The following is a 19,625-nucleotide window of genomic DNA, read 5'->3' on the forward strand; positions in this document are numbered from 1 at the left end:
AGCGCGCTACCCCCGCTTCGTCGCCGCCGAGATCCGCATCAGCAGGCCGATGATCAGGAAGTTGATCAGGACGGAGGAGCCGCCGTAGGAGATGAAGGGCAGGGTGATGCCGGTGAGCGGGATGAGCCGCAGGTTCCCGCCGATGATGATGATCGTCTGCACGGCGATGATCGTGGTCAGGCCGACGGCCAGCAGCTGCTCGAAGCCGCGGAAGCGCCCGGGGATGGAGAGGGCGATGTGGAAGCCGCGGAAGATCAGCAGCACGTAGGCGATCAGCACGGCCAGCGTGCCGGCCAGGCCCATCTCCTCGCCGATCGCCGTGAAGATGAAGTCGGTGTGGATGGCCGGCACGATCGCCGGCACGCCCAGCCCCAGCCCCGCCCCGAAGATCTGCCCCGAGGCCAGGGCGTAGATCCCCTGCACGATCTGGTAGCCGTAGCCCTGCGCCACCGCCCACGGGTCCAGCCAGATCTCTACGCGCAGCGAGACCACCGGCAGGATCTGGTAGAGCGCGTAGGCCCCCACGCCGAAGGCCAGCACCGCCGCCAGCACGTACAGCGCCCGCCCCGTGGCCGTGTAGAGCATTGCCAGGAACACCCCGAACAGCAGCAGCGCCGCCCCCAGGTCGCGCTGGAAGACGATCGTCGCCATCGCCAGCCCCCACATGCCGATGATCGGCACCAGGTACGGCAGCGGCGGCAGGGTCAGCGGGCCGAGCCGGTAGCCCGAGGAGACCACCTCGCGGTGCTCGTTCAGGTACGAGGCCATGAAGATCACCAGGATGATCTTTAGCAGCTCCGATGGCTGGAAGAGGAAGGCCCCGAAGTTAAACCAGACCTTCACCCCGCTGCCGTTCGGGTCCACGCCGAAGACGAAGGTGGCGAAGATCAGCAGCATGCCGGCGGCCAGCCAGATGTAGCGGTAGTGGTCGAGGACGTCGATCAGCGAGAGCCGCAGCCAGCGGATGCAGAGCTGGTCCCAGGGCACGAAGAGCATCAGGGCCAGCACGGCCACGCCGATCGTCACCCAGAGCGACTGCTTGGCGGCCACGCCGGCGTAAGTGTCGCCGTAGAGCGCCTGGAGGCTCGGGTCGAGCCGCGAGGTGAGCATCAGGCTGAGCCCGGCCAGCAGGGCCACCAGCGGCAGCAGCACCTGGTCGGCGTCGGGGCTGAGGAAGCTCAGGCCCACCGAGATGCCGATGAAGAGCAGCAGCGGCAGCGCCGAGGGCCAGAGGATGCTCAGCACCCCCGGCACGGTGGCCACAAACTCCCGCTGCTGCGTGGCCGCCACCACCAGCAGGTAGCCCGCCCCGAAGAAGAGCAGCACCGTGATCAGGAGCTGGAACTCGACCCCGCGAAATTGGCGCAGACGCTGGAGCATAGTAGGAATGCTGAATGTTGAATGTTGAATGGTGAATGTCCGGCATTCACCATTCAACATTCAACATTTAAAATTAAAACTCGGCCACGTCCCGCTGGCACGTGTAGCCCGCCTCGGCCATGCGGGCGATCACCGCCTGGGCGTGATCCTCGCCGCGTATCTCCAGCACCAGCTCGACGCCGACCTTGGTGACGGGCAGGTGCCACTCGGCCCGCCGGTGGAAGACCTCGACGATGTTCGCGCCGGCGGCGGCCACCGTGCTGATCAGGCGGGCCAGGTTGCCCGGCCAGTCCTCGACGATCGTGCGCAGCAGCAGGTAGCGACCCTGGTGAACCATGGCCGTCTGCAGCACCCGTGTCAGCAGGGTCGGGTCGATGTTCCCGCCGCACAGGATGGTCGCGGCCGTCTCGCCGGGGCGCAGCCCGACCTTGCCGGCCATCAGGGCGGCCACGCCGGCGGCCCCGGCGCCCTCCACCACCAGCCGGCTGTTCTGGAGCACGTGGGCGATCGCCAGCACGATCTCGTCCTCCTCGACCGTCACCACGTCGTCCACGAGCTCGCGGATGATCGGCAGGGTCAGCTCGCCCGGCCGCTTGACGGCGATGCCGTCGGCGATGGTGTTGGCCGCGCTGGCGCTGACGGGCTGGCCGGCGCTGAGCGATGCGGGCACCGGCGCGCAGCCGGCGGCCTGCACGCCGACGATCCGCACGTCGGGGCAGAGCGCCTTGATCGCGATGGCGATCCCGCCGATCAGGCCGCCGCCGCCGATCGGCACCACCAGCAGGTTGATCCCCGGCAGGGCCTCGGCCAGCTCCAGGCCGATCGTGCCCTGGCCCGCGATCACCCGCGGGTGGTCGAAGGCGTGCAGGTAGGTCAGCCCGCGCTCCTGCTGGAGCATGCGGGCGTGGGCCACGGCGTCGTCGAAGCTGGCCCCGTGCAGGATGACCTCGGCGCCCAGCCGGCGCGTGGCGACGACCTTGGTCAGCGGGGCGCGCTCGGGCATGACGATCACGGCCCTCACGCCGGTGAGCTGGGCGGCCATGGCCACGCCCTGGGCGTGGTTGCCCGCCGAGGGCGCGATCACCCCGCAGGCCCGCTCCTCGGCGCTCAGGTGCATGATCGTGTTGTAGGCCCCGCGGATCTTGAACGACCCGCTGTGCTGGGTGTTCTCGGCCTTGTACCAGATGGTGGCGCCCAGCTCGGATGAGAGGCGCGCGGCGGGCAGCAGCGGCGTGGCGATGATCATGTCGCGCAGGGTGCGCCGCGCCGCCTGGATGTCTGCGAGGGTGACGGGTAGGCTCATATACATAATGTTGAATGCTGAATGCTGAATGTTGAATGCCGACATTCAGCATTCAACATTCAGCATTTAACATTAATCCCCCAGCTCCTCGTGCACGTTGGCCGCCTGGGAGGCCACCAGGCGGAATCGCCGGGCGCTGTCCTTGTCGCCCGCGCCCTCGGCCGCGCGCATCAGGATGCCGGCGGCGTACTGGAGCTGCCGCAGCTCCTCGCGTCGGCCCTCCAGCCGGTCCTGCGCGATCTCGCGCTCCATATGGGTGATGATCTGGTCGATGCTTAGCATAGCTGCTCCTTTGTCGCTCGTGCGGGCGCTTCGTCGCGCCCCCCACGCTGCACGTATTGTACCATCTGCCGCGCCGCGTCTGTCGCAGATCGCATGCGATCTGCTCAGGAGCTGCAGGGGCTGCGTACCCGTTCTGGCCGGCGCTCTAGTATAATGGGGCATCGCATGACTGCCAGAAGGATGCCCTATGCCGGGAGAGACTCTGCTCAGCCACTGCCAGGCACTGCGCGACGACCCGGAGTTTCAGCGCTGGGACACCAGCGACTACATTCCGATCAGCGCGGTCGAGGCTCCGGCCGGTCTGCCGTGGGGCGTCGTCCTCAGCCAGGCCGATGATGCCCCCCCCGCCGAGGACGCGGTCGCCGCCGCGCACGCCGCACTCTCCCAGGATGATCATCGCCTGCTCGCCATCCTCGGCCCGCCCTTCTCTGGGCAGACGAGCGCAATGCGCCGGCTGGCCTGGCAGCTCGCCGAGCGCCCCGCCCGGGGCGCCCCGATCTTTGTGGACCTGGCCCGCTACGCGGCGCAGCCTGCCGGCGGCCGGCGGCTGTGCCGCACTATCGCCGAGGCTGCCGGGGCCTATGTGCCGGCCCTCGCCCCAGCGATGGACGACCTGCTCTCCCAGTCCACGTCGCGGGGTGGGCCCGCCCTGATCGGAGCCCGGATCGTCTTTATCCTCGATGGCCTTGAGGGCGTCCAGCGCCAGCTGCGCGACGGGCTCGCCAGCGAGCTGCGCGACCTTCTGGGCGACCCGCACATGGCCGCCCACCGATTTGTGCTCAGCTGTCGGTACGAGGATCTGCCGCCGGCGCTCTCCGCGCGCGCGCGGCTGCTGCTGCTCAAGTACCTCAGCGGGCGCGAGGTGCTGCGCTACCTGCGCGCCCGGCGGGGCAGCTCGGCCCAGGCTAACGCCCGCTTCGGCCAGATCCTCGATGCCCAGCTGCTCGACCTGGCCGCCCTGCCGCCCCTGCTCGCCGACATCCTCCAGCGCTTTGAGGACCGCCACAGCGGCGCCCTCACCCGCAATCAGCTGCTCCAGGACAGCCTTGAGTCCCAGATCGCCGGCCTGCCCGCCAACTTTCAGCGCGGCGACGTCGCCCGCCAGAGCCTGATCGCGCTGGCCTGGACGATAAGCTGGCAGCCCGATGAGGCCCTCGACATTAACCAGGTCTTCGCCATCCTCGGTGCGATCCGCCGCGAGCGCAGCTACAGCCTGGAGGATCTCTACGACCAGCTCTGCGCCGCAGGTATGCTCCACGACGTCGACCGGCGGCGGGCCACCTTCCGGCGCCCCGGACAGCGCGCCTACTGCGCCGCCCTGGCTCTGCTCCAGCGCGCGGATCTGGGCGAGGCGCTCGCCGATCTGCTGCCGCAGTGCGCCGTCGTCGATCGTCAGGCCCGCTGGGAGGCGGTGCTGATCGACATGTCTGGGATGCTCTCCGACCACACCCCGCTGCAGCGCATCGTCCAGGCCGCGCGCTCCACCAACAATGGGCTCTACATGGTGATGCTCGCCCGCTGCATCCAGGCCCTCCCCCGGGGCATGTTTGAGCAGCTCGCCCCGCGCGAGCGCGGCGCCCTGCTCGACGCCTGCGCCGCCTGGGCCGACCCCGCCCGCGAGCCGTCGGGATTGCGCCGCGCCCAGATCGCCGAGGCCCTCGGCTGTCTGCCCGATGCCACCAGCGTGCGCGCGCTGCTTCGCCTGGCCTGCGAGCGTATCCGACCGGCCATCTCCCGCCGGCTCGACTATGAGTACACCAGCGTCCGCCTCAGCGCCGCACTCGGCCTGCGCAACCTGATGCTCTTCCGCCCGCCCACCCACCCCGCCGGCGCCGCGCTGTGGCAGAACGTCGCCCCGGAGACGAAGGCCGCCCTGCTGGCCTGGGTGGCCGCCGGCGAGGGCGCCGAGGCCAGCTTGCGCATGGCGATCCAGGCCCCCAGCACGCCCCTGGAGGCGCGCATCATCGCCCTCATCGCCCTGGCGGATCTGGCGGCGGATGGCCACGACATGCTCTTCCTCATGCGCCAGATCACCGCGCCGCCGCCCCCCGGTCGCCCCGACGATGGGGAGGCGCTCATCCGCACCGCCGCCGACGCCCTCACCCTCTGCGACGCCCGCCGGGTCGCGGCCCTGATCGGCCACCTGCTGCGCCACCCGCCGCCCCTGAGCGACGCCGCCATCGGCCAGCTGATCTACCTCGCCGGCCGCGTGCGCGCCCACGACCCCGGCAGCCTGCGCTGGCTGGCGGGGCAGCTCGCCGACCACCCCGACCCGCTGATCAAGGCGAAGGCGCTGCGCTCGCTGGCCTGGATCGTCGGCGGCGCGCCGCCCATGGCTCTGGATGGCACGCCCCTCGGCCCGGCCCTGCTCGCCGTCGCCCGCCAGGTTGGGCGCGGCCAGCTTATCGACCTCGCCCTGCCGCCGCCGCTGTCCGGCCTCAGCCTCGCCGGCTGCGCCGCCGATGACCCTTGCGTTGTCTACCTGCGCCGCACCGCCCTGGAGTGTCTGCGCTGGCTCCCCGGCGACGCTGCATTCGCCGAGCTCGCCGCCGAGGCTGAGGCCTGGCCGATCGACCTGCGCCGCGCCCTCAGCCGCAGCGCGGCCCTGCGCGATGGCGGGGCAAAGTAGTGTACCATGCGGTATCGCCTCACACCTCTGCTGGGAGAGCCCTATGGATACACCACAGACACAGATCACGGTCGCGCGCACGCTAGAGAGCGACATCGGCATCCGCGAGGTGCGGGTCTGGCTCGACGACGAGCTGATCGCCACGCTCAAAAACAAGCAGTCGGTGACGCGCGTCATCGCGCCGGGGCGGCACACGGTGCGCGCCCATAACACCCTGGTCGGCAAGAGCATCGACTTCGAGCTGGCCGAGGGCGAGCACGCCCGCTTCAGCACCTCGAACCGCACCGGCTGCGCCAGCTCGCTGATCTTCCTGCTCGGCGCCGGGCCGATCTACCTCTCGCTCGACCGCGAGGAGAACGTCTGATGGATTGTAGCGTGTAGATTTGGCGCAATCTGCAATCTGCAATCTGCAATCTGCAATCAATAAGGAGCACGATATGTATCAGGCTAGCGACACGCGCTACGGCGCGATGCCCTACAACCGCTGCGGGCGCAGCGGCCTCAAGCTGCCGGCCATCTCGCTGGGGCTGTGGCATAACTTCGGCGGCGTGGACCGCCGGGAGGACGCGCGGGCCATGCTGCGCCGCGCCTTCGATCTCGGCGTGACCCACTTCGACCTGGCGAATAACTACGGCCCGCCGCCCGGCTCGGCCGAGGAGACCTTCGGCCAGATCATGCGCGATGACCTGCGGCCCTACCGCGACGAGCTGATCATCTCCAGCAAGGCCGGCTACGGCATGTGGCCCGGCCCCTACGGCGACTTCGGCTCGCGCAAGTACCTGGTCTCTAGCCTCGACCAGAGCCTGCGCCGCATGGGCCTGGACTATGTGGACATCTTCTACCACCACCGGCCCGACCCCGACACGCCGCTTGAGGAGACGATGGGCGCCCTCGATCAGATTGTGCGCAGCGGCAAGGCGCTCTACGCGGGCATCTCGAACTACCCCGCTGAGCTGACCCGGCAGGCGGCCGAGATCCTGCGCGGCCTGGGCACGCCCTGTCTCATCCACCAGCCGAGCTACAGCATGTTCAACCGATGGATCGAGGGCGGCCTGACCGACGCCCTGCGCGATGAGGGGATCGGCTGCATCGTCTTTTCGCCGCTGGCCCAGGGCCTGCTGAGCGATAAGTACCTGGCCGGCGTGCCCGAGGGCTCGCGGGCATCCAAGCCCCACGGCTTCCTGCGGCCCGCCCACATCACCGACGAGAAGATCGCCAAGGTGCGCCAGCTCAACGATCTGGCCCAGGCCCGCGGCCAGAGCCTGGCCCAGCTGGCCCTGGCCTGGACCCTGCGCGACCCGGTGGTCACATCGGCGCTGATCGGGGCCAGCCGGGTCGCGCAGGTTGACGACAGCGTGGCCGCCGCCGCCAACACGCAGTTCAGCGCCGAGGAGCTGGCGGCGATCGAGGCCATCCTGGCCGGGTGAGGAGCGCACTGATGAACACACCCCTCGCCGGCCATGTCGCCTTCGTCAGCGGGGCGGGCACCGGGATCGGCTACGCGGTCTGCCGGAGCCTTGCGGATGCGGGCGCGCTGGTGGCGCTCAACGACATCGACCCGGACGCGGCCAGGGACGCGGCGGCGCGGCTGAACGAGGGGCGCGTGGCCGATGCGGTGCGCGCCTACCCCGGCGACATCGCCGACGTGGAGTGGGTGCGGGCGACGATTGATGAGGTCGGCGCGCGGCTCGGCGGCCCGCACATCTGCGTGGCAAACGCCGGGATCACCCGCTTCGGCTCCTTCCTCGACGATGAGCCCACCGGGTTCGACCGGCTGATGGCGGTGAACCTGCGCGGCACCTACTTTACCGCCCAGGCCGCCGCGCGGGCCATGATCGCCCAGAAGATCGCCGGGCGGATCATCCTGATGGCCTCGGTGACCGGCATCCGCGTGGTGGGCGGCCTGGGCACCTACGGCATCTCTAAGGCCGGGATCATGGCCATGGCCCGCGCCCTAGCCGTCGAGCTCGGCCCCCGCGGCATCACGGTCAACGCCGTCGCCCCTGGCGCCACCGTCACCGAGCGCACGCTCAGCGAGACGCCGCACTACGAGCGCGACTGGGGCGCGCTTATGCCCGCCGGCCGGGCCAACCAGGGCTCCGATATCGCCGCCGCCGTGCGCTTCCTGGCCTCGCCCGAGGCCGCCCAGATCACCGGGCAGACCCTGGTGGTGGACGGGGGCTGGTCGCTCTCCGGGCGGATGCCCGAGGGGTATTAATAATGTTGAATGTTGAATGTTGAATGTTGAATGCAGCTACGCATTCAACATTCAACATTCAACATTCAACATTGGGTGCAACACCTGCGCGATCCTGACTATCCGAGGAGGCTCCCATGCCCGAGCAGCCATTCGGCCTCTGGCCCAGCCCGATCACGCCGCGCGGGCTCGCCGGCGACCTGCGGATCTACGATGTCCAGTGGGACAGCGACGGCCGCCGCGTCGTCTGGCACGAGGGCCGCGGCGCGCGCGGCGTGCTGGTCTGCGCCGACGCGCGGGGCGGCGACGCCCCGCGCGACCTGACCCCCGGCGACCTCGCGGTGCGCGCCCGCGTCGGCTACGGCGGCGGCGACTTCTGCGTCGGCCACGGGGCTGTCTTCTTCGCCGAGGGCGGCTCGGGCCGGATCTTCCGCCAGCCGATCGAGGGCGGCCCGGCCGCGCCCGTCACCCCGGCCTTCGGCCACGCCGCATCGCCCGCCCTCTCGCCCGACGGCCGCTGGCTGCTCTACGTCCACTCCGACGCCGGCGTGGACTGCCTGGCGATCTGCCCCGCCGACGGCGGCCAGTGGCCCCAGCGCCTCGTGACGGGCCACGACTTCTTTATGCAGCCGTGCTGGCACCCCGCCGGCGACCGGGTGGCCTTCGTGGCCTGGGACTTCCCGAACATGCCGTGGGATGGCACTGGCCTCTATCTGGTCGAGCTCGATCTGGCCGGCGTGACCCCCGCGGCCCGGGAGGTGCGCCTGCTCGCCGGCGGCCCCGACACGGCGATCTTCCAGCCGGCGTTCTCGCCCGACGGCCGCACGCTAGCCTATGTGAGCGACGAGACTGGCTGGGGCCAGATCTACCTGCGCGACCTGGCCGACGGCGCGGTGAGGCAGCTCACCGATGTCGAGGCCGAGCACGCCCAGCCGGCCTGGGCCCAGGGCATGCGGACGTTCTGCTGGAGCCACGACAGCGCGCGGGTCTACCTCCTGCGCAACCGGGGCGGCGTGCGCCACGTGATGGTGCAGCCTGCCGCCGGCGGTCCGGCCCAGCCCCTCGGCGCCGGCGAGGGCTACACGTGGTTTGAGCAGCCCGCCGCCTCTCCCGCCGAGGATCGCCTCGCCGGCATCGCCTCCTCCAGTGTCATCCCGGCGCGGGTGGTGCTGGCCGACGGGGCGCGCACCCACATCCTCCGACGCAGCTCGTCCGAGCTGGTTCCGGCCGCGCAGATGGCCGCCGCCCGCCCGGTGATCTGGCCCACGGCCGGCGGGGCCACGGCCCACGGCCTGCTCTACCTGCCGCCGGGCTACACGCCGGGGCAGGATGGCCCGCGCCCGCCGGCGATCATACGCATCCACGGCGGGCCCACCGGCCAGGCCGAGGCGAGCTACAGCGCCGCCACCCAGTTCTTCGTCACCCGGGGCTACGCCGTGCTCGACGTGAACTACCGCGGCAGCACCGGCTACGGCCGGCCCTACATGCTCGCCCTGCGCGATAGCTGGGGTGTCTGCGATGTGGAGGACGCGGCGAGCGCGGCGCGCTACCTGGGCGAGTCGGGGGCGGCCGACCCGGGCCGGCTGGTGATCTACGGCGGCAGCGCCGGCGGATACACGGTGCTGGAGTCGCTCTGCCGCGCCCCGGGCACCTTCCGGGCCGGGATCTGCCTCTACGGCGTCGCGAACCTGTTCACCCTGGCCGCCGACACCCACAAGTTCGAGGCCCGCTACCTCGACCTGATCGTCGGCCCGCTGCCCGAGACGGCCGACCGCTACCGCGATCGCTCGCCGATCTTCCACGCCGACCTGATCCGCGACCCGATCGCGGTCTTCCAGGGCGCCGAGGACAATGTGGTGCCGCCCGCGCAGGCCGAGGAGATCGTGGCCGCCCTGCGGCGGGGCGGCGTGCCGCACATCTACCAGCTCTACCCCGGTGAGGGCCACGGCTGGCGCCGGCCCGAGACGATCGAGGCGTTCTACACCTCGGTCGAGGCCTTCCTGCGGCAGCACGTACTCTTCGCGTAGGGCCGCAGCACGCGGCGGCCCTACGCCGTCCGCAGGCAGATCGCCGTCAGCGCGGCGCCCCCCAGGCCCGCCGCCGTCAGCTCCTGGGGGTCGCCGGGGAGCAGGTCGAGCATGTTGTCGCTCCACTCCACCCCGTCGCCCGCGTCCAGCCAGACCCCCTTGGCCGGCCGGTCGGCGCTGACCCGCAGGCGGTCATCGCCCAGCCGCTCCACCCGCAGCTCGGGGTCGCGCAGCTCCAGGTACTTCAGCGGCTCGGGCCAGAGCGCCGCCCGGGCCAGCGTCTCCCCGCCGCGCAGCAGCCGCGCCCCGATCACCTCGCCCGGCCCCACGGCGGGCAGGCCGCCCAGCTCGGTGGCCCGGTTCGGCCCCAGCTCGACGGATCGCCGGCCCAGCTCGCGCCGCGCGCCGCCCAGCGCGTAGGCCGTCAGCTCCAGCTCCGCCGCGACCGCCCCCAGGCCGCCGTTCACCGCCCAGATCTGCGCGCCGCCCTCGGTGTGGGCCATGTTCAGGCTCAGCGGGGCTAGCTGGCGGCGCAGGATGAAGTAGGCCGGCTTCGGGCGCAGCCGCCAGTCCACGATCGCCCAGCTCGTCACCGGCCAGCAGTCGTTGATCTGCCAGACCAGCGCGCCGCCGCAGTGCGCCCGGCCCGGCCCGCCCCAGCCCCGCCGGAATCCGGCGTAGGCGGCGGCCAGGGCCTCGGCCTGCATGAGCTGGCTGGCGTAGATGTAGCCCTCCATCTCGCCCGTCGCGCCCACCGTGTCGCTGATGTAGACGGCCAGCCGGCGCGGGCCGTCGGCGATGCCCTTGCCCACGTCGAAGGCCTTGTTGTGGAACTCGAAGCTGCGGCTGCCCGGCCGGCGCTCCTCGGGCGGGGCGAACTCCTCCACCGTGCGCATATGCGGGGCGGCCTGCATGCCGAACTCGCTCACGAAGCGCGCCGTGTACCTCGGGTAGTGCTGGTAGGGCGCCATCTGCCCGTGCCAGACATCCCAGCTGTGCCGGTCGCCCACCGTCTGGTCGGCGCTGCTGCTGCCGCCGTAGGGGCTGCCCGGCCAGTAGGGTCGGGCCGGGTCGAGCTGCGCGCAGACCTCGGGCAGCAGCTCCTCGTAGATCGCGCGGGCCGGGAAGGCGCTCGCGGCGAGGTTGCTGGTGACGCGCGCATCGTACTTCCCGACCGACTCGGCGATCGCATAGTCCTCGTTGTTGCCACACCAGAGGGCCAGGCAGGCGTGGTGGCGCAGCCTTTTCACCTGGGCCTGGGCCTCGGCCCGCACGCTGGCCTGGAACTCCGGGTGGGCCGGGTACATCCCGCAGGCGAACATAAAGTCCTGCCAGACCAGGATGCCCCGCTCGTCGCAGGCCTGGTAGAAGGCCTCGTCCTCGTAGACCCCGCCGCCCCAGACTCGCAGCATCACCATGTTGGCCTTCGCCGCGAGATCGACCCAGGCCCGGTAGCGCTCGGGCGCGATCCGGTTGATCAGGCTATCGGCGGGGATCCAGTTGGCCCCGCCGCCGAAGATCGGCGTGCCGTTCACCTCGAAGCAGAAGCTGGTGCCCGGCGCGTCCTCCAGCGGCTCCTGCACCAGGCGCAGCCGGCGCAGGCCGAGCCGCAGCTCGCGTCGGTCGAGCGGCTCCCCCTCGCGCAGCAGGGTCGCCTCCAGGCGGTAGAGCGGCTGCGCGCCGTAGCCGTTCGGCCACCAGAGCTGCGGCTCCTCCAGGCGGAAGCTGTGGCTGGCCGCGCCGTCGGACACATCCACGCTGGCCTCATCCGCCAGCGCGCCGCCGGGGCTAATCAGGGCCAGGCGCACCCGCAGGCCCTCGGCGCCCTCCAGGGACACCGTCACCGGCAGATCGGCCGCCTCAAGGTCATCGGCCACCTCGGCCGGGCAGCGCAGCTCGGCGATGCGGGCCGCGCCCAGCTCCAGGCGCACCGGCCGCCAGGGGCCGGCGTCCATCAGGGTCGGCCCCCAGTCCCAGCCGTAGTGGTACTGGGCCTTGCGCACATAGAGCCGGCTGGCGTCGCCATTCCACAGGTGCAGCCGGCCGCGCTCGGCCTCGATCAGCTTGCCCCGGCGCATGGCCGACTCGAAGAGGATCCCCAGCTCGTTCTCGCCGGCGCGCAGCAGGCCTGAGACATCGACGCGGGCCGGGGCGAACATGTTGTCGCCGCTGTGTACCTGCCGGCCGTTCAGGATGACTGTGGCGAAGGTGTCGAGCCCGTCGAGGCAGAGTGCGCCCGGCCCGGCGGCCAGATCCTCATCGCTCAGCGCGAAGGCGCAGCGGAACAGCCAGTCGGCCTCGCCGACCCACTGGACATCAAGCTCGTTGGTTCCGAAAAATGGGTCGGGGATACGGCCGGCAGCCAGCAGGGCCGCGAAGACACCGCCGGGCACGGTGGCCGGCAGCCAGCCGTCGCCGTCGCCCAAATCGGCGGCGAGGGCGCGGCCAGCATCACGTCGCTTGAGCTGCCAGCCGGCGGTAAGGGTGATCTGATGCATGAGGTATGCTCTCCAGCTACTGTTGGGCACAGCGCGCTGCCATTGGGCGCAGCACGCTGCGCCCGTACATCGTCCTAGAGGTCTGCCGCCGCGCCGAGCAGGGCGGCGTGGGCGCCGCGCTCGCCGGGCAGCGCGGGCACGGGCAGGGCCGCGCCCAGGGCGGGCAGGAAGTGCGCGCCAGCGCCGGCCAGCCCGCCGAGCACCAGCAGGGCCTCGGCGCGAAACTGGGCGACGTAGGGGGCGAGAAAGCGCCCCAGGTCGTCGCCGAAGGATGCGAACCCCGCCCGCATGGCCGCGTCGCCCCCGGCGGCCCGCCCGGCGGCCGCGCGGATGTCGTCTGCCCCCAGGCGGGCCTGGAGCCCGCGGATGGAGAACCAGTCGTCGGCCTGGGCACCCTGGAAGGGCTGGTCCCACAGCTCGCCGCCCACGGTCGCCTCCGGCCCGGCGCGCACGGCCCGGCCGTCGGCCACGAAGCAGGCCCCCAGCCCGGTGCCCAGGGTGACCCCGATCACCCGGCGGAAGGGCGTGCCCGCGCCGAAGCGGGCCTCGCCGACCACGGCGGCCTCGGCGTCGTTGCGGAAGGCGATAGGCGGTGCCGGGTCGGGCAGCGCGGCGCGCATGGCCGCGCCCACGTCCGCGCCGTAGAGCGCCGCGTACTTGTGGCGCATCAGGCTCACCCCGCGCCCGTAGTCGAAGGGGTTGGGGAAGGCCGCGCCCACCCCGCGCAGGGCGCGGCCCTCAAGCTCGGCCACGTGCCCCGCCACGACCCTGTGGAACAGCGCGAGCAGCTCCTCGGCCGACGCCCCGCTGTCCACCGGCGTCTGGCGCACCGGCCCGACCACCGCCGGGGACGCGTCCACCAGCCCGCTCTTCACCGAGGTGCCGCCCACGTCCAGGGCAATGACGACGCCCGCTGGCAGTTTAAGGGGCGCTCGGCGCATGGATGGGCCTCCTTTGGCCATGGGTGCTGCCCTGTCACGTCGATAGCCCCTATAGGGGACAGAATGGCTGAGCCAGCATTGGTGCGCCCCGAATACAGCCCCTAGCGCGCCGCCGCCCGCCGCTGCCGCCAGCGCTGGCGCAGGTAGGCCAGGCCGTTGCGCTGGTAGACCAGCCACTCGACCACCAGGATGACCAGGGCGGCCAGGGCCAGCCAGCGCCACAGCTCCTGACGCCCCTCGCGCTCGCGGCTGATCGTGCTCTGCGCCCCGCTGGTCTGCGGCACGGTCAGGTCGCGCTGCGCGGCGATCGTCGACTCCCTGGGCGAGAATAGGTTCACCGCGTAGCGGTGGCTCGCCACCACCGCGCCGTCGCGCAGCTCCTCCAGCGTGTAGACCCCCAGCGGGTCGGTGTCGACATAGATCGCCTGTCCTTCGCGGATCTGCACGCCGCCGTCGCGCGAGCTGGACAGCGTGCCGTCCGGCCGCGTCACCCGCACCTCCGTCACGCTGGCGTCCACCTGGAGCGCCAGGGGCTGGCCGGGCAGCAGCTGTGAGGCCTCGGCGCCGCTGCCGGGGGCCAGGTAGCTCATCAGGTTGGAGAGCAGCAGCGGGAAGGCCACCTGCAGCGGCAGGTCGGAGTTGTGCAGGTCGAAGGCCAGCACCGCGACCCGCCGCCCGTCGCGCTCGCCCACCGCCAGCAGCGGCGCGCCGTCGCTGTCCACCAGCACCCGCGCCCAGCTCCCCGGCACGATCCGCGCCGCCTTCAGCACGCTCACCTCGCTCAGGCTCACGTTGCGCAGGATGGGGTCGTCGCCGCCGATCGGGCGCAGGCTGGGGAACGCGATCTCGCCCGTCACCGAGAAGTAGTCGGTGCTGCTGATCGGCCCGATGAAGAGCAGATTGCCCGGCGGCAGGGTCGCCGGCGCCCGCCCGTCGATGATCGTCACCGGGATCTGGGTGGCTGTCTCGGTGAAGGTGCTTGTCCCGCTGATCGCCTTCGTCACCTGGATGCCGGGCAGCAGGGCGAGGCCGGTCTCTAGGAAGCGGTTGCCGGGGCTGATAAGACGCACGTTCAGCGCGTCGCCCAGGGTGCTCACGGCGTAGGCCCGGTCGTCGGCGGCCAGGGCGTCCGCGCCGTCCAGGCGCGCCTCGACCACCCGCACCTGGGGCGGGATCTCGGCCACGATGCTCTGGCCGCGGGCCGCGTCGGGCTCAAGGCTCAGGTTATAGGCGTTGAAGATCGCCCCGTCGAGGTAGATATCGAGGCGACGCGCGGCGGCGGACGCACCGTAGTTCGTCACCTGCACAAAGAGCGTCTGCGAGTTCTGGCCGGGCTGGAGCGAGATCGCGCTCACGGCCACATTCTCGGTGTCGCGGCCGATCGGGAAGTAGCTGACCCGGGCCGGCACGCGGATGTCGCCGGGGATGCTGACGTTGCCGTCGGAGATGATCGCGACCTCGCTGTCCTCCTCACGGGCGGCCAGGGCTGAGGCCAGGGTGAGCGGCTGTCCGAGGTCGCTGCCGCCGCCGTTGTCGAGCTGGATGTCGCCGATCGCCTGCCGCAGCTCGCGCCGGTCGCTGGTCGAGGCGGCGGGCACCTGCATGGTGCCGCCGGCGGCGATGATCGTGGCCCGGCCGCCGTCGGGCAACTGGTCGATCAGCTGGGTGGCCTTGGCCTTAGCGGCCTCCAGCCGCGAGGTCGGCTCATCGGCGGCGCCCATGCTGGCCGAGTGGTCGAGGATGATGATCAGGTTGCGTCCGCTGATCCCCTGGGTCTGGAAGAAGGGCCGGGCCAGGGCCAGCACCAGCAGCAGCATGAGCAGGAGCTGGAGCAGTAGCAGCAGGCTGCGGCGCAGCTTCTGCCAGGGCGCGTTGGCCTCCACGTCGCGCACCATCTTCCGCCAGAGGAAGGTGGACGAGACCGGGCGCTCCTCGCGGCGCAGCTTGAGCAGGTACATGGCCACGATGATCGGGCCGACGATCGCGGCGCCGAGCAGGGCCAGGGGCGAGATCAGGGACATGTGCCCTCCGGGCAAATGTTGAATGTTGAATGTTGAATGTTGAGTGTCCGCATTCAGCATTCAACATTCAACATTTAACATTCAACATTATCTCAGCACGCCGCGCCTGCGCATCTGCGAGAGCACAAACTCATCGACGGGGACGGAGGTATCGACGGCCAGGTAGCTCATGCCGCGCCCGTTGCAGAAGCTCTCGATCTCCTCGCGCCAGCGCTCCAGGCCCTCGCGGTAGCGCTGGATCAGGCCGATGTCGGCGCTGATCTCCACCGGATCGCCGCCCTCCACATCCACCAGCGTAAAGTCGCCGTCGAGATCGGGGGCGATCTCCTGGGGCGCCAGGACGTGCATCACCGTCACCTCGAAGGGCCGCGACGAGAGCGCGCCGAGGGCCTCCTTCCAGCCGGGGTCGAGCAGGTCGGAGCAGAGCAGCAGCGGGCCGGGGGTGCGCGCCGTCTGCATGTAGGTTCGGCAGGACTTCGCCAGGTCGCCGCCCTTGCCGGGCGCGAGGCGCTGGAGGAAGCTGAACAGCGGGATGGCCCCGCGCTTGCCGCGCACGCTGGGCATGGGCACGGCCTGCGGCCCCGCGCCGAAGGCGCTCACGCTCACCCGGTCGAGGTTGCTCAGGGCGATGTAGCCGTAGGCGCCGGCCAGCCGCTTGGCATACTGCAGCTTGTTGGGCGCGCCCCAGTCCATGCTGGCGCTGGTGTCCACCAGCAGGTGGACGCTCAGCTCCTCCTCGGCCACGAACAGCTTCAGGTAGAAGCGCTCGGCGCGGGCGTAGAGGTTCCAGTCGATCTGGCGGATGTCATCGCCGCTCGTGTAGGGCCGGAAGTCGGCGAACTCCACCGACGAGCCGCGCCGCGGGCTGCGCCGCTCGCCCTGGATGTCGCCCGCCATCGCCCGCCGGGTGAGGATCGACAGATTGTCCAGCTTGCGGATGAATGATGATTCGAGGAGGGGTTCGGTGGTCATATGCCCTCGTAGGGCCGAAGCATCTGAGATGCGCGCAAAGCGCGCATCTCAGATGCTTCGGCCTTACTCCTCTTTAACGGCCTCAAGCACGCCCCGCACCACCTCGTCGGACGAGACGCCCTCGGCCTGGGCCTCAAAGTTGAGCACGACCCGGTGGCGCAGGGTGGGCAGGGCGGCGGCCTTCAGGTCGGCGAAGGCCACGTTGAAGCGACCGTCGAGCAGGGCCATGATCTTGCCGGCCAGGATGAGCGCCTGCATGCCGCGCGGCGACGCGCCGTAGCGCACGTACTGCCGGGTGATGGCGGGCGTCTCTTTGCCGCCGGGGTGGGTGGCGGTGATCAGGCGGGCCGCGTAGGAGAGGACGTGGCTGGCGATCGGCACGGTGCGCGCCAGCTCCTGCATCTCCACGATCATCGCCCCGTTGACCACGTGGCGGGTCTGCGGGCGGCGGGCGCCGGTGGTGCGCTGGGCGATCTCCACCAGCTCGGCGGCGGTGGGGAAGACCACGTTCACCTTGAAGAAGAAGCGGTCGAGCTGGGCCTCGGGCAGCGGGTAGGTGCCCTCCATCTCCAGCGGGTTCTGGGTGGCCAGCACGAAGAAGGGCTTGTCCAGCTGGTGGATGGTCTTCGCCACCGACACCGTCCGCTCCTGCATGGCCTCCAGCAGGGCGCTCTGGGTCTTCGGGGTGGCCCGGTTGATCTCATCGGCCAGCACCATGTTGGCGAAGATCGGCCCCGGCTCGAAGCGGAAGGCCTTGCGCCCCTGCTCATCCTCGCTGATCAGGGTGGTGCCGATGATGTCGGCCGGCATCAGGTCGGGCGTGAACTGGATGCGCGAGAAGCTACAGTCGATCACGTCGGCCAGCGTGCGCACCAGGGTGGTCTTCGCCAGGCCGGGCACGCCCTCCAGCAGCGCGTTGCCGCCGGCGAGCAGGGTTACCACCACCTGGCGCACTAGGTCGCGCTGGCCGACGATCACGTTGGCCACCTCGGCCTCGATCAGCTGCGCCCGCTGGCGGAAATCGTCGGGGCTGAGCTGGGGCGGGGCCGGCGGCAGGGGGGCGGGGGTGGTCATCTATAGTCTCCTGTTGGGGCGCAGCAGCGCCGCGCTGCTGCGCCCTCACTTACTGGCTCGCTCCCGGCTCCAGCTGCGAGAAGTAGCGCCGCACAAAGTCCTTCAGGTGCGGCGGGATGTAGCCGCGGTCGAGGGCCTCGCTGGCCGCCCGCGAGTACTCGGGGTAGATCTGCTCGTAGGGCACCACCGAGGGGTTGCTGGCCCCTGGCAGGTTGCTCTGGCCCTGCTGGGTCTGGCTCTGGCCTCCCTGCCCCTGCTGGCCCTGCACGAAGTCGGGGTTGCCCGTCTGCCCGGAGGGCTTGAAGGGCTGGTAGACCATGCCCGAGCTGCCGCTGCCCTGGCCCTGCTGTCCCGCCGGGCGGTTCGGGTCGACGTTGCTGCCATTGTTGCTCTGGCCCTGGCCAAGGTTCGGCGCGTTGCTGCCGCCGCCGCCCTGCTGGCCCTGCTGGCCCTGCTGGCCCTGCTGGCCCTGGCCTGCTGCGCCCCTTCACCGGCCTGGGCGATCTGCTCGCGCGCGCTCTGCATCTGCGAGAGCGACTGCTGGGTCGCCTGCTGGTTCGCCAGATCCTGCTGGGCCTGCTGTGTGTTCTGCGCGGCCTGCTGGAGCTGCTGGGCCGCCTGCTGGGGGTCGCCGCTGCGCAGCGCGCTGGCCGCGTTCGCAAGACTCTGGGCCGTCTGCTGGTCGCTGCCAGACATCTGGGCGGCCTGCTGGGCGAGCTGGTCGGCCAGCTGCTGGCGCTGCTCCTCGGACATCTGGGCGATCTGGTCGGCGAGCTGCTGAAGATCCTGCGCGGCCTGGTTCAGGTCGGGGCGCTGGCTCGGCTGACGCCCGGAGAGCGCCTCGAGGTTCCGCGCCATCTGCTCAAGGGCCGCGCGTCGCGAGTCGGCGCTCGGGTCGAGCTGCTGCTGGAGCCGGGCCTCGGCGGCCGAGAGGTCGGCCAGGGCGTCCTGCTTCTCGCCGGGGTTGCGGCGCAGGCTCTCGCGCAGGGCGTCGAGCTCCTTCTGGAGCTGCTCAAGGTCGGCCGGGCTCAGGTCGGCGTTCCTGGCCAGCTCCTGCTCAAGCTGCGTGATCTGCTGCTCGGCCTGGACGAGCGCCTCCTGCACCGCCTGCCGCTGGGCGATCACCGCGTCCTGCGGGTTGGGGATAACCAGCAGCGCGATGCCGAAGGCCAGGGGCGCGAGGCTCCACAGCAGCCAGGTGCGGTCGAAGCGCAGCGGCAGCTGGCCGGCCTTCAGGGCGCGGGCGATCATGCCGGCGTCCTCCTGCTGGCGCTCGCTGAGTGCGTCGTGGGCCTCCCGCTGGTGCAGCTCGAACGCCGTGGAGAGGCGCTCGCGCAGGTCGAGCAGGATATCGACCCGCTGGGCCACCCGCCGGGGCGGCAGGGGCTTCAGCAGGGCGTAGCCCAGGACGGCCAGCAGCCAGATCAGCAGCGGCGCGAGCGCCCACAGCCGCAGGCTCACGATCGGCACGAAGCGGCCGGCCAGCGCGATCAGCGCAAACCCGGCCGCCCCCGCCCAGAGCGTCCTGCTGGCGAAGAGAAGCGTATCGCTGAGCCGCAGCCGCAGGCCAAGCGGGCCGAGCTGCTTCTTGACGGTGTCGTAGGAGGAGAGGGTCATGGGCTACCTTTGTAGTGTTGAGTGTTGAGTGTTGAGTGCCTCAGAGGCGGAGCAGGCAGCACCTTGTCGGTGTCTACACTGCTTATTGTCAAGACGTAGCGCTTAGCCGTAGGGTTCCATAACTCAACACTCAACACTCAACACTCAACACTCCTCACTGCTCCTTCCGCCACACGTGCTTCTCGACGACCTGGCGGGCCAGGCTGCCGTGCTCCCAGACCTCGACGACGCGCTGGCTGACGATCGTGACCGTGTTGCGCACGAGGTCGGCGTCGGGCCTGATGATCGCTGCGGCCTGCTGCGGGGCGGGGATCACGGCGGGCAGACGGGCGGCCTCGGCGCGGCGGCGCAGCCAGGCCACGCCGGCCTCGGCGGCCACGGTGGCCAGCCCCACCGCCAGCGCCGTGCCGACCTGCTTGACCTGGGCGACCGGCAGCCGCTGGCCGGCGATCATGATCGATAGAGGCTGCTCTGCGCGGGCCAGGGCGTCCTGCTGGAGGGGGCCGCCGCACGCGCCGCAGTAGCGGTTGTCGAGGGGGTTGCCGTGCTGACACGCCGGGCAGATTCGCTCAACCATCGGGGGGCTCCTCGTGGGTAGGGTGACACGGTGCATGAAGTATAACATTGCGCAGAATCGGGTGTCAATGTCAGTTCGCCGCCTCTCAGGCAGGGCTGTTGCAACGT

At 71.0% G+C, this 19,625-nt stretch carries 15 protein-coding genes; 5 read left to right on the forward strand and 10 right to left on the reverse strand.

Translation table 11 applies throughout. The annotated features are described in order from the left end of the window. Window positions 1-6 precede the first annotated feature (6 nt). The 3 genes from K2Z83_RS24020 to K2Z83_RS24030 form a co-directional block, all read right to left on the reverse strand. On the reverse strand, window positions 7-1,380 hold the full coding sequence (locus K2Z83_RS24020) for an FtsW/RodA/SpoVE family cell cycle protein (protein WP_220597726.1): 1,374 nt from the start codon (window positions 1,378-1,380) through the stop codon (window positions 7-9). 73 nt (window positions 1,381-1,453) lie between these two features. Then, window positions 1,454-2,728: a threonine ammonia-lyase gene (gene ilvA / locus K2Z83_RS24025; RefSeq protein ID WP_255604472.1), complete on the reverse strand. Its 1,275-nt coding sequence runs from the start codon at window positions 2,726-2,728 to the stop codon at window positions 1,454-1,456. A gap of 27 nt (window positions 2,729-2,755) precedes the next feature. Beyond that, window positions 2,756-2,965 carry a hypothetical protein gene (locus K2Z83_RS24030; RefSeq protein ID WP_220597714.1) on the reverse strand — a complete coding sequence of 70 codons (210 nt, stop codon included), beginning with the start codon at window positions 2,963-2,965 and terminating at the stop codon, window positions 2,756-2,758. A 187-nt stretch (window positions 2,966-3,152) separates the two neighbouring features. Here K2Z83_RS24030 and K2Z83_RS24035 point away from each other — a divergent pair, with 187 nt between their 5' ends. From K2Z83_RS24035 to K2Z83_RS24055, 5 genes are all read left to right on the forward strand, one after another. Then, window positions 3,153-5,594 carry a hypothetical protein gene (locus tag K2Z83_RS24035; RefSeq protein WP_220597715.1) on the forward strand — a complete coding sequence of 814 codons (2,442 nt, stop codon included), beginning with the start codon at window positions 3,153-3,155 and terminating at the stop codon, window positions 5,592-5,594. Between the two features lie 43 nt (window positions 5,595-5,637). Continuing rightward, the gene (locus K2Z83_RS24040) at window positions 5,638-5,958 is read left to right on the forward strand and encodes a hypothetical protein (RefSeq protein ID WP_220597716.1); all 321 of its coding nucleotides are present in this window, start codon (window positions 5,638-5,640) and stop codon (window positions 5,956-5,958) included. A 73-nt stretch (window positions 5,959-6,031) separates the two neighbouring features. Then, window positions 6,032-7,021 carry an L-glyceraldehyde 3-phosphate reductase gene (mgrA, locus tag K2Z83_RS24045; RefSeq protein WP_220597717.1) on the forward strand — a complete coding sequence of 330 codons (990 nt, stop codon included), beginning with the start codon at window positions 6,032-6,034 and terminating at the stop codon, window positions 7,019-7,021. Window positions 7,022-7,032: 11 nt separating this feature from the next. Continuing rightward, complete coding sequence (locus K2Z83_RS24050; RefSeq protein ID WP_220597718.1) at window positions 7,033-7,812, forward strand: SDR family NAD(P)-dependent oxidoreductase; 780 nt, start codon at window positions 7,033-7,035, stop codon at window positions 7,810-7,812. 116 nt (window positions 7,813-7,928) lie between these two features. Then, a complete protein-coding gene (locus K2Z83_RS24055; protein ID WP_220597719.1) occupies window positions 7,929-9,818 on the forward strand; it encodes a S9 family peptidase in 1,890 nt (629 codons plus the stop codon). Between the two features lie 20 nt (window positions 9,819-9,838). Here the strand turns inward: K2Z83_RS24055 and K2Z83_RS24060 are convergent, their stop codons facing one another. The 7 genes from K2Z83_RS24060 to K2Z83_RS24090 form a co-directional block, all read right to left on the reverse strand. Next, window positions 9,839-12,316, reverse strand: coding sequence for a glycoside hydrolase family 2 protein (locus K2Z83_RS24060; RefSeq protein ID WP_220597720.1), 2,478 nt, complete (start codon window positions 12,314-12,316; stop codon window positions 9,839-9,841). 74 nt (window positions 12,317-12,390) lie between these two features. Next, window positions 12,391-13,257, reverse strand: coding sequence for an ROK family protein (locus tag K2Z83_RS24065; protein WP_220597721.1), 867 nt, complete (start codon window positions 13,255-13,257; stop codon window positions 12,391-12,393). A 101-nt stretch (window positions 13,258-13,358) separates the two neighbouring features. After that, entirely contained in the window at window positions 13,359-15,338 is a 1,980-nt protein-coding gene (locus K2Z83_RS24070; RefSeq protein ID WP_255604473.1) for a VWA domain-containing protein, read from the reverse strand. A gap of 27 nt (window positions 15,339-15,365) precedes the next feature. After that, a complete protein-coding gene (locus K2Z83_RS24075; protein WP_220597722.1) occupies window positions 15,366-16,250 on the reverse strand; it encodes a DUF58 domain-containing protein in 885 nt (294 codons plus the stop codon). Between the two features lie 63 nt (window positions 16,251-16,313). Further along, window positions 16,314-17,324: a MoxR family ATPase gene (locus tag K2Z83_RS24080; protein WP_220597723.1), complete on the reverse strand. Its 1,011-nt coding sequence runs from the start codon at window positions 17,322-17,324 to the stop codon at window positions 16,314-16,316. 102 nt (window positions 17,325-17,426) lie between these two features. Next, a complete protein-coding gene (locus K2Z83_RS24085; protein ID WP_255604474.1) occupies window positions 17,427-18,941 on the reverse strand; it encodes a hypothetical protein in 1,515 nt (504 codons plus the stop codon). Window positions 18,942-19,095: 154 nt separating this feature from the next. After that, entirely contained in the window at window positions 19,096-19,518 is a 423-nt protein-coding gene (locus K2Z83_RS24090; RefSeq protein ID WP_220597724.1) for a zinc ribbon domain-containing protein, read from the reverse strand. Window positions 19,519-19,625 lie beyond the last annotated feature (107 nt).

This window comes from Oscillochloris sp. ZM17-4 (assembly GCF_019599295.1).
In the GTDB taxonomy this organism is placed as follows: domain Bacteria; phylum Chloroflexota; class Chloroflexia; order Chloroflexales; family Chloroflexaceae; genus Oscillochloris.

Excerpts from the sequence above, each read along its gene's own strand:
- K2Z83_RS24030 (WP_220597714.1), bottom strand. The coding sequence starts at position 2,965 with ATGCTAAGCATCGACCAGATCATCACCCATATGGAGCGCGAGATCGCG.
- K2Z83_RS24070 (WP_255604473.1), bottom strand. The coding sequence starts at position 15,338 with ATGCTGAATGCGGACACTCAACATTCAACATTCAACATTCAACATTTG.
- K2Z83_RS24085 (WP_255604474.1), bottom strand. The coding sequence starts at position 18,941 with ATGACCCTCTCCTCCTACGACACCGTCAAGAAGCAGCTCGGCCCGCTT.
- K2Z83_RS24060 (WP_220597720.1), bottom strand. The coding sequence starts at position 12,316 with ATGCATCAGATCACCCTTACCGCCGGCTGGCAGCTCAAGCGACGTGAT.
- ilvA (WP_255604472.1), bottom strand. The coding sequence starts at position 2,728 with ATGTCGGCATTCAACATTCAGCATTCAGCATTCAACATTATGTATATG.
- K2Z83_RS24090 (WP_220597724.1), bottom strand. The coding sequence starts at position 19,518 with ATGGTTGAGCGAATCTGCCCGGCGTGTCAGCACGGCAACCCCCTCGAC.
- K2Z83_RS24065 (WP_220597721.1), bottom strand. The coding sequence starts at position 13,257 with ATGCGCCGAGCGCCCCTTAAACTGCCAGCGGGCGTCGTCATTGCCCTG.
- K2Z83_RS24020 (WP_220597726.1), bottom strand. The coding sequence starts at position 1,380 with ATGCTCCAGCGTCTGCGCCAATTTCGCGGGGTCGAGTTCCAGCTCCTG.
- K2Z83_RS24050 (WP_220597718.1), top strand. The coding sequence starts at position 7,033 with ATGAACACACCCCTCGCCGGCCATGTCGCCTTCGTCAGCGGGGCGGGC.
- K2Z83_RS24055 (WP_220597719.1), top strand. The coding sequence starts at position 7,929 with ATGCCCGAGCAGCCATTCGGCCTCTGGCCCAGCCCGATCACGCCGCGC.
- K2Z83_RS24035 (WP_220597715.1), top strand. The coding sequence starts at position 3,153 with ATGCCGGGAGAGACTCTGCTCAGCCACTGCCAGGCACTGCGCGACGAC.
- K2Z83_RS24040 (WP_220597716.1), top strand. The coding sequence starts at position 5,638 with ATGGATACACCACAGACACAGATCACGGTCGCGCGCACGCTAGAGAGC.
- K2Z83_RS24080 (WP_220597723.1), bottom strand. The coding sequence starts at position 17,324 with ATGACCACCCCCGCCCCCCTGCCGCCGGCCCCGCCCCAGCTCAGCCCC.
- mgrA (WP_220597717.1), top strand. The coding sequence starts at position 6,032 with ATGTATCAGGCTAGCGACACGCGCTACGGCGCGATGCCCTACAACCGC.
- K2Z83_RS24075 (WP_220597722.1), bottom strand. The coding sequence starts at position 16,250 with ATGACCACCGAACCCCTCCTCGAATCATCATTCATCCGCAAGCTGGAC.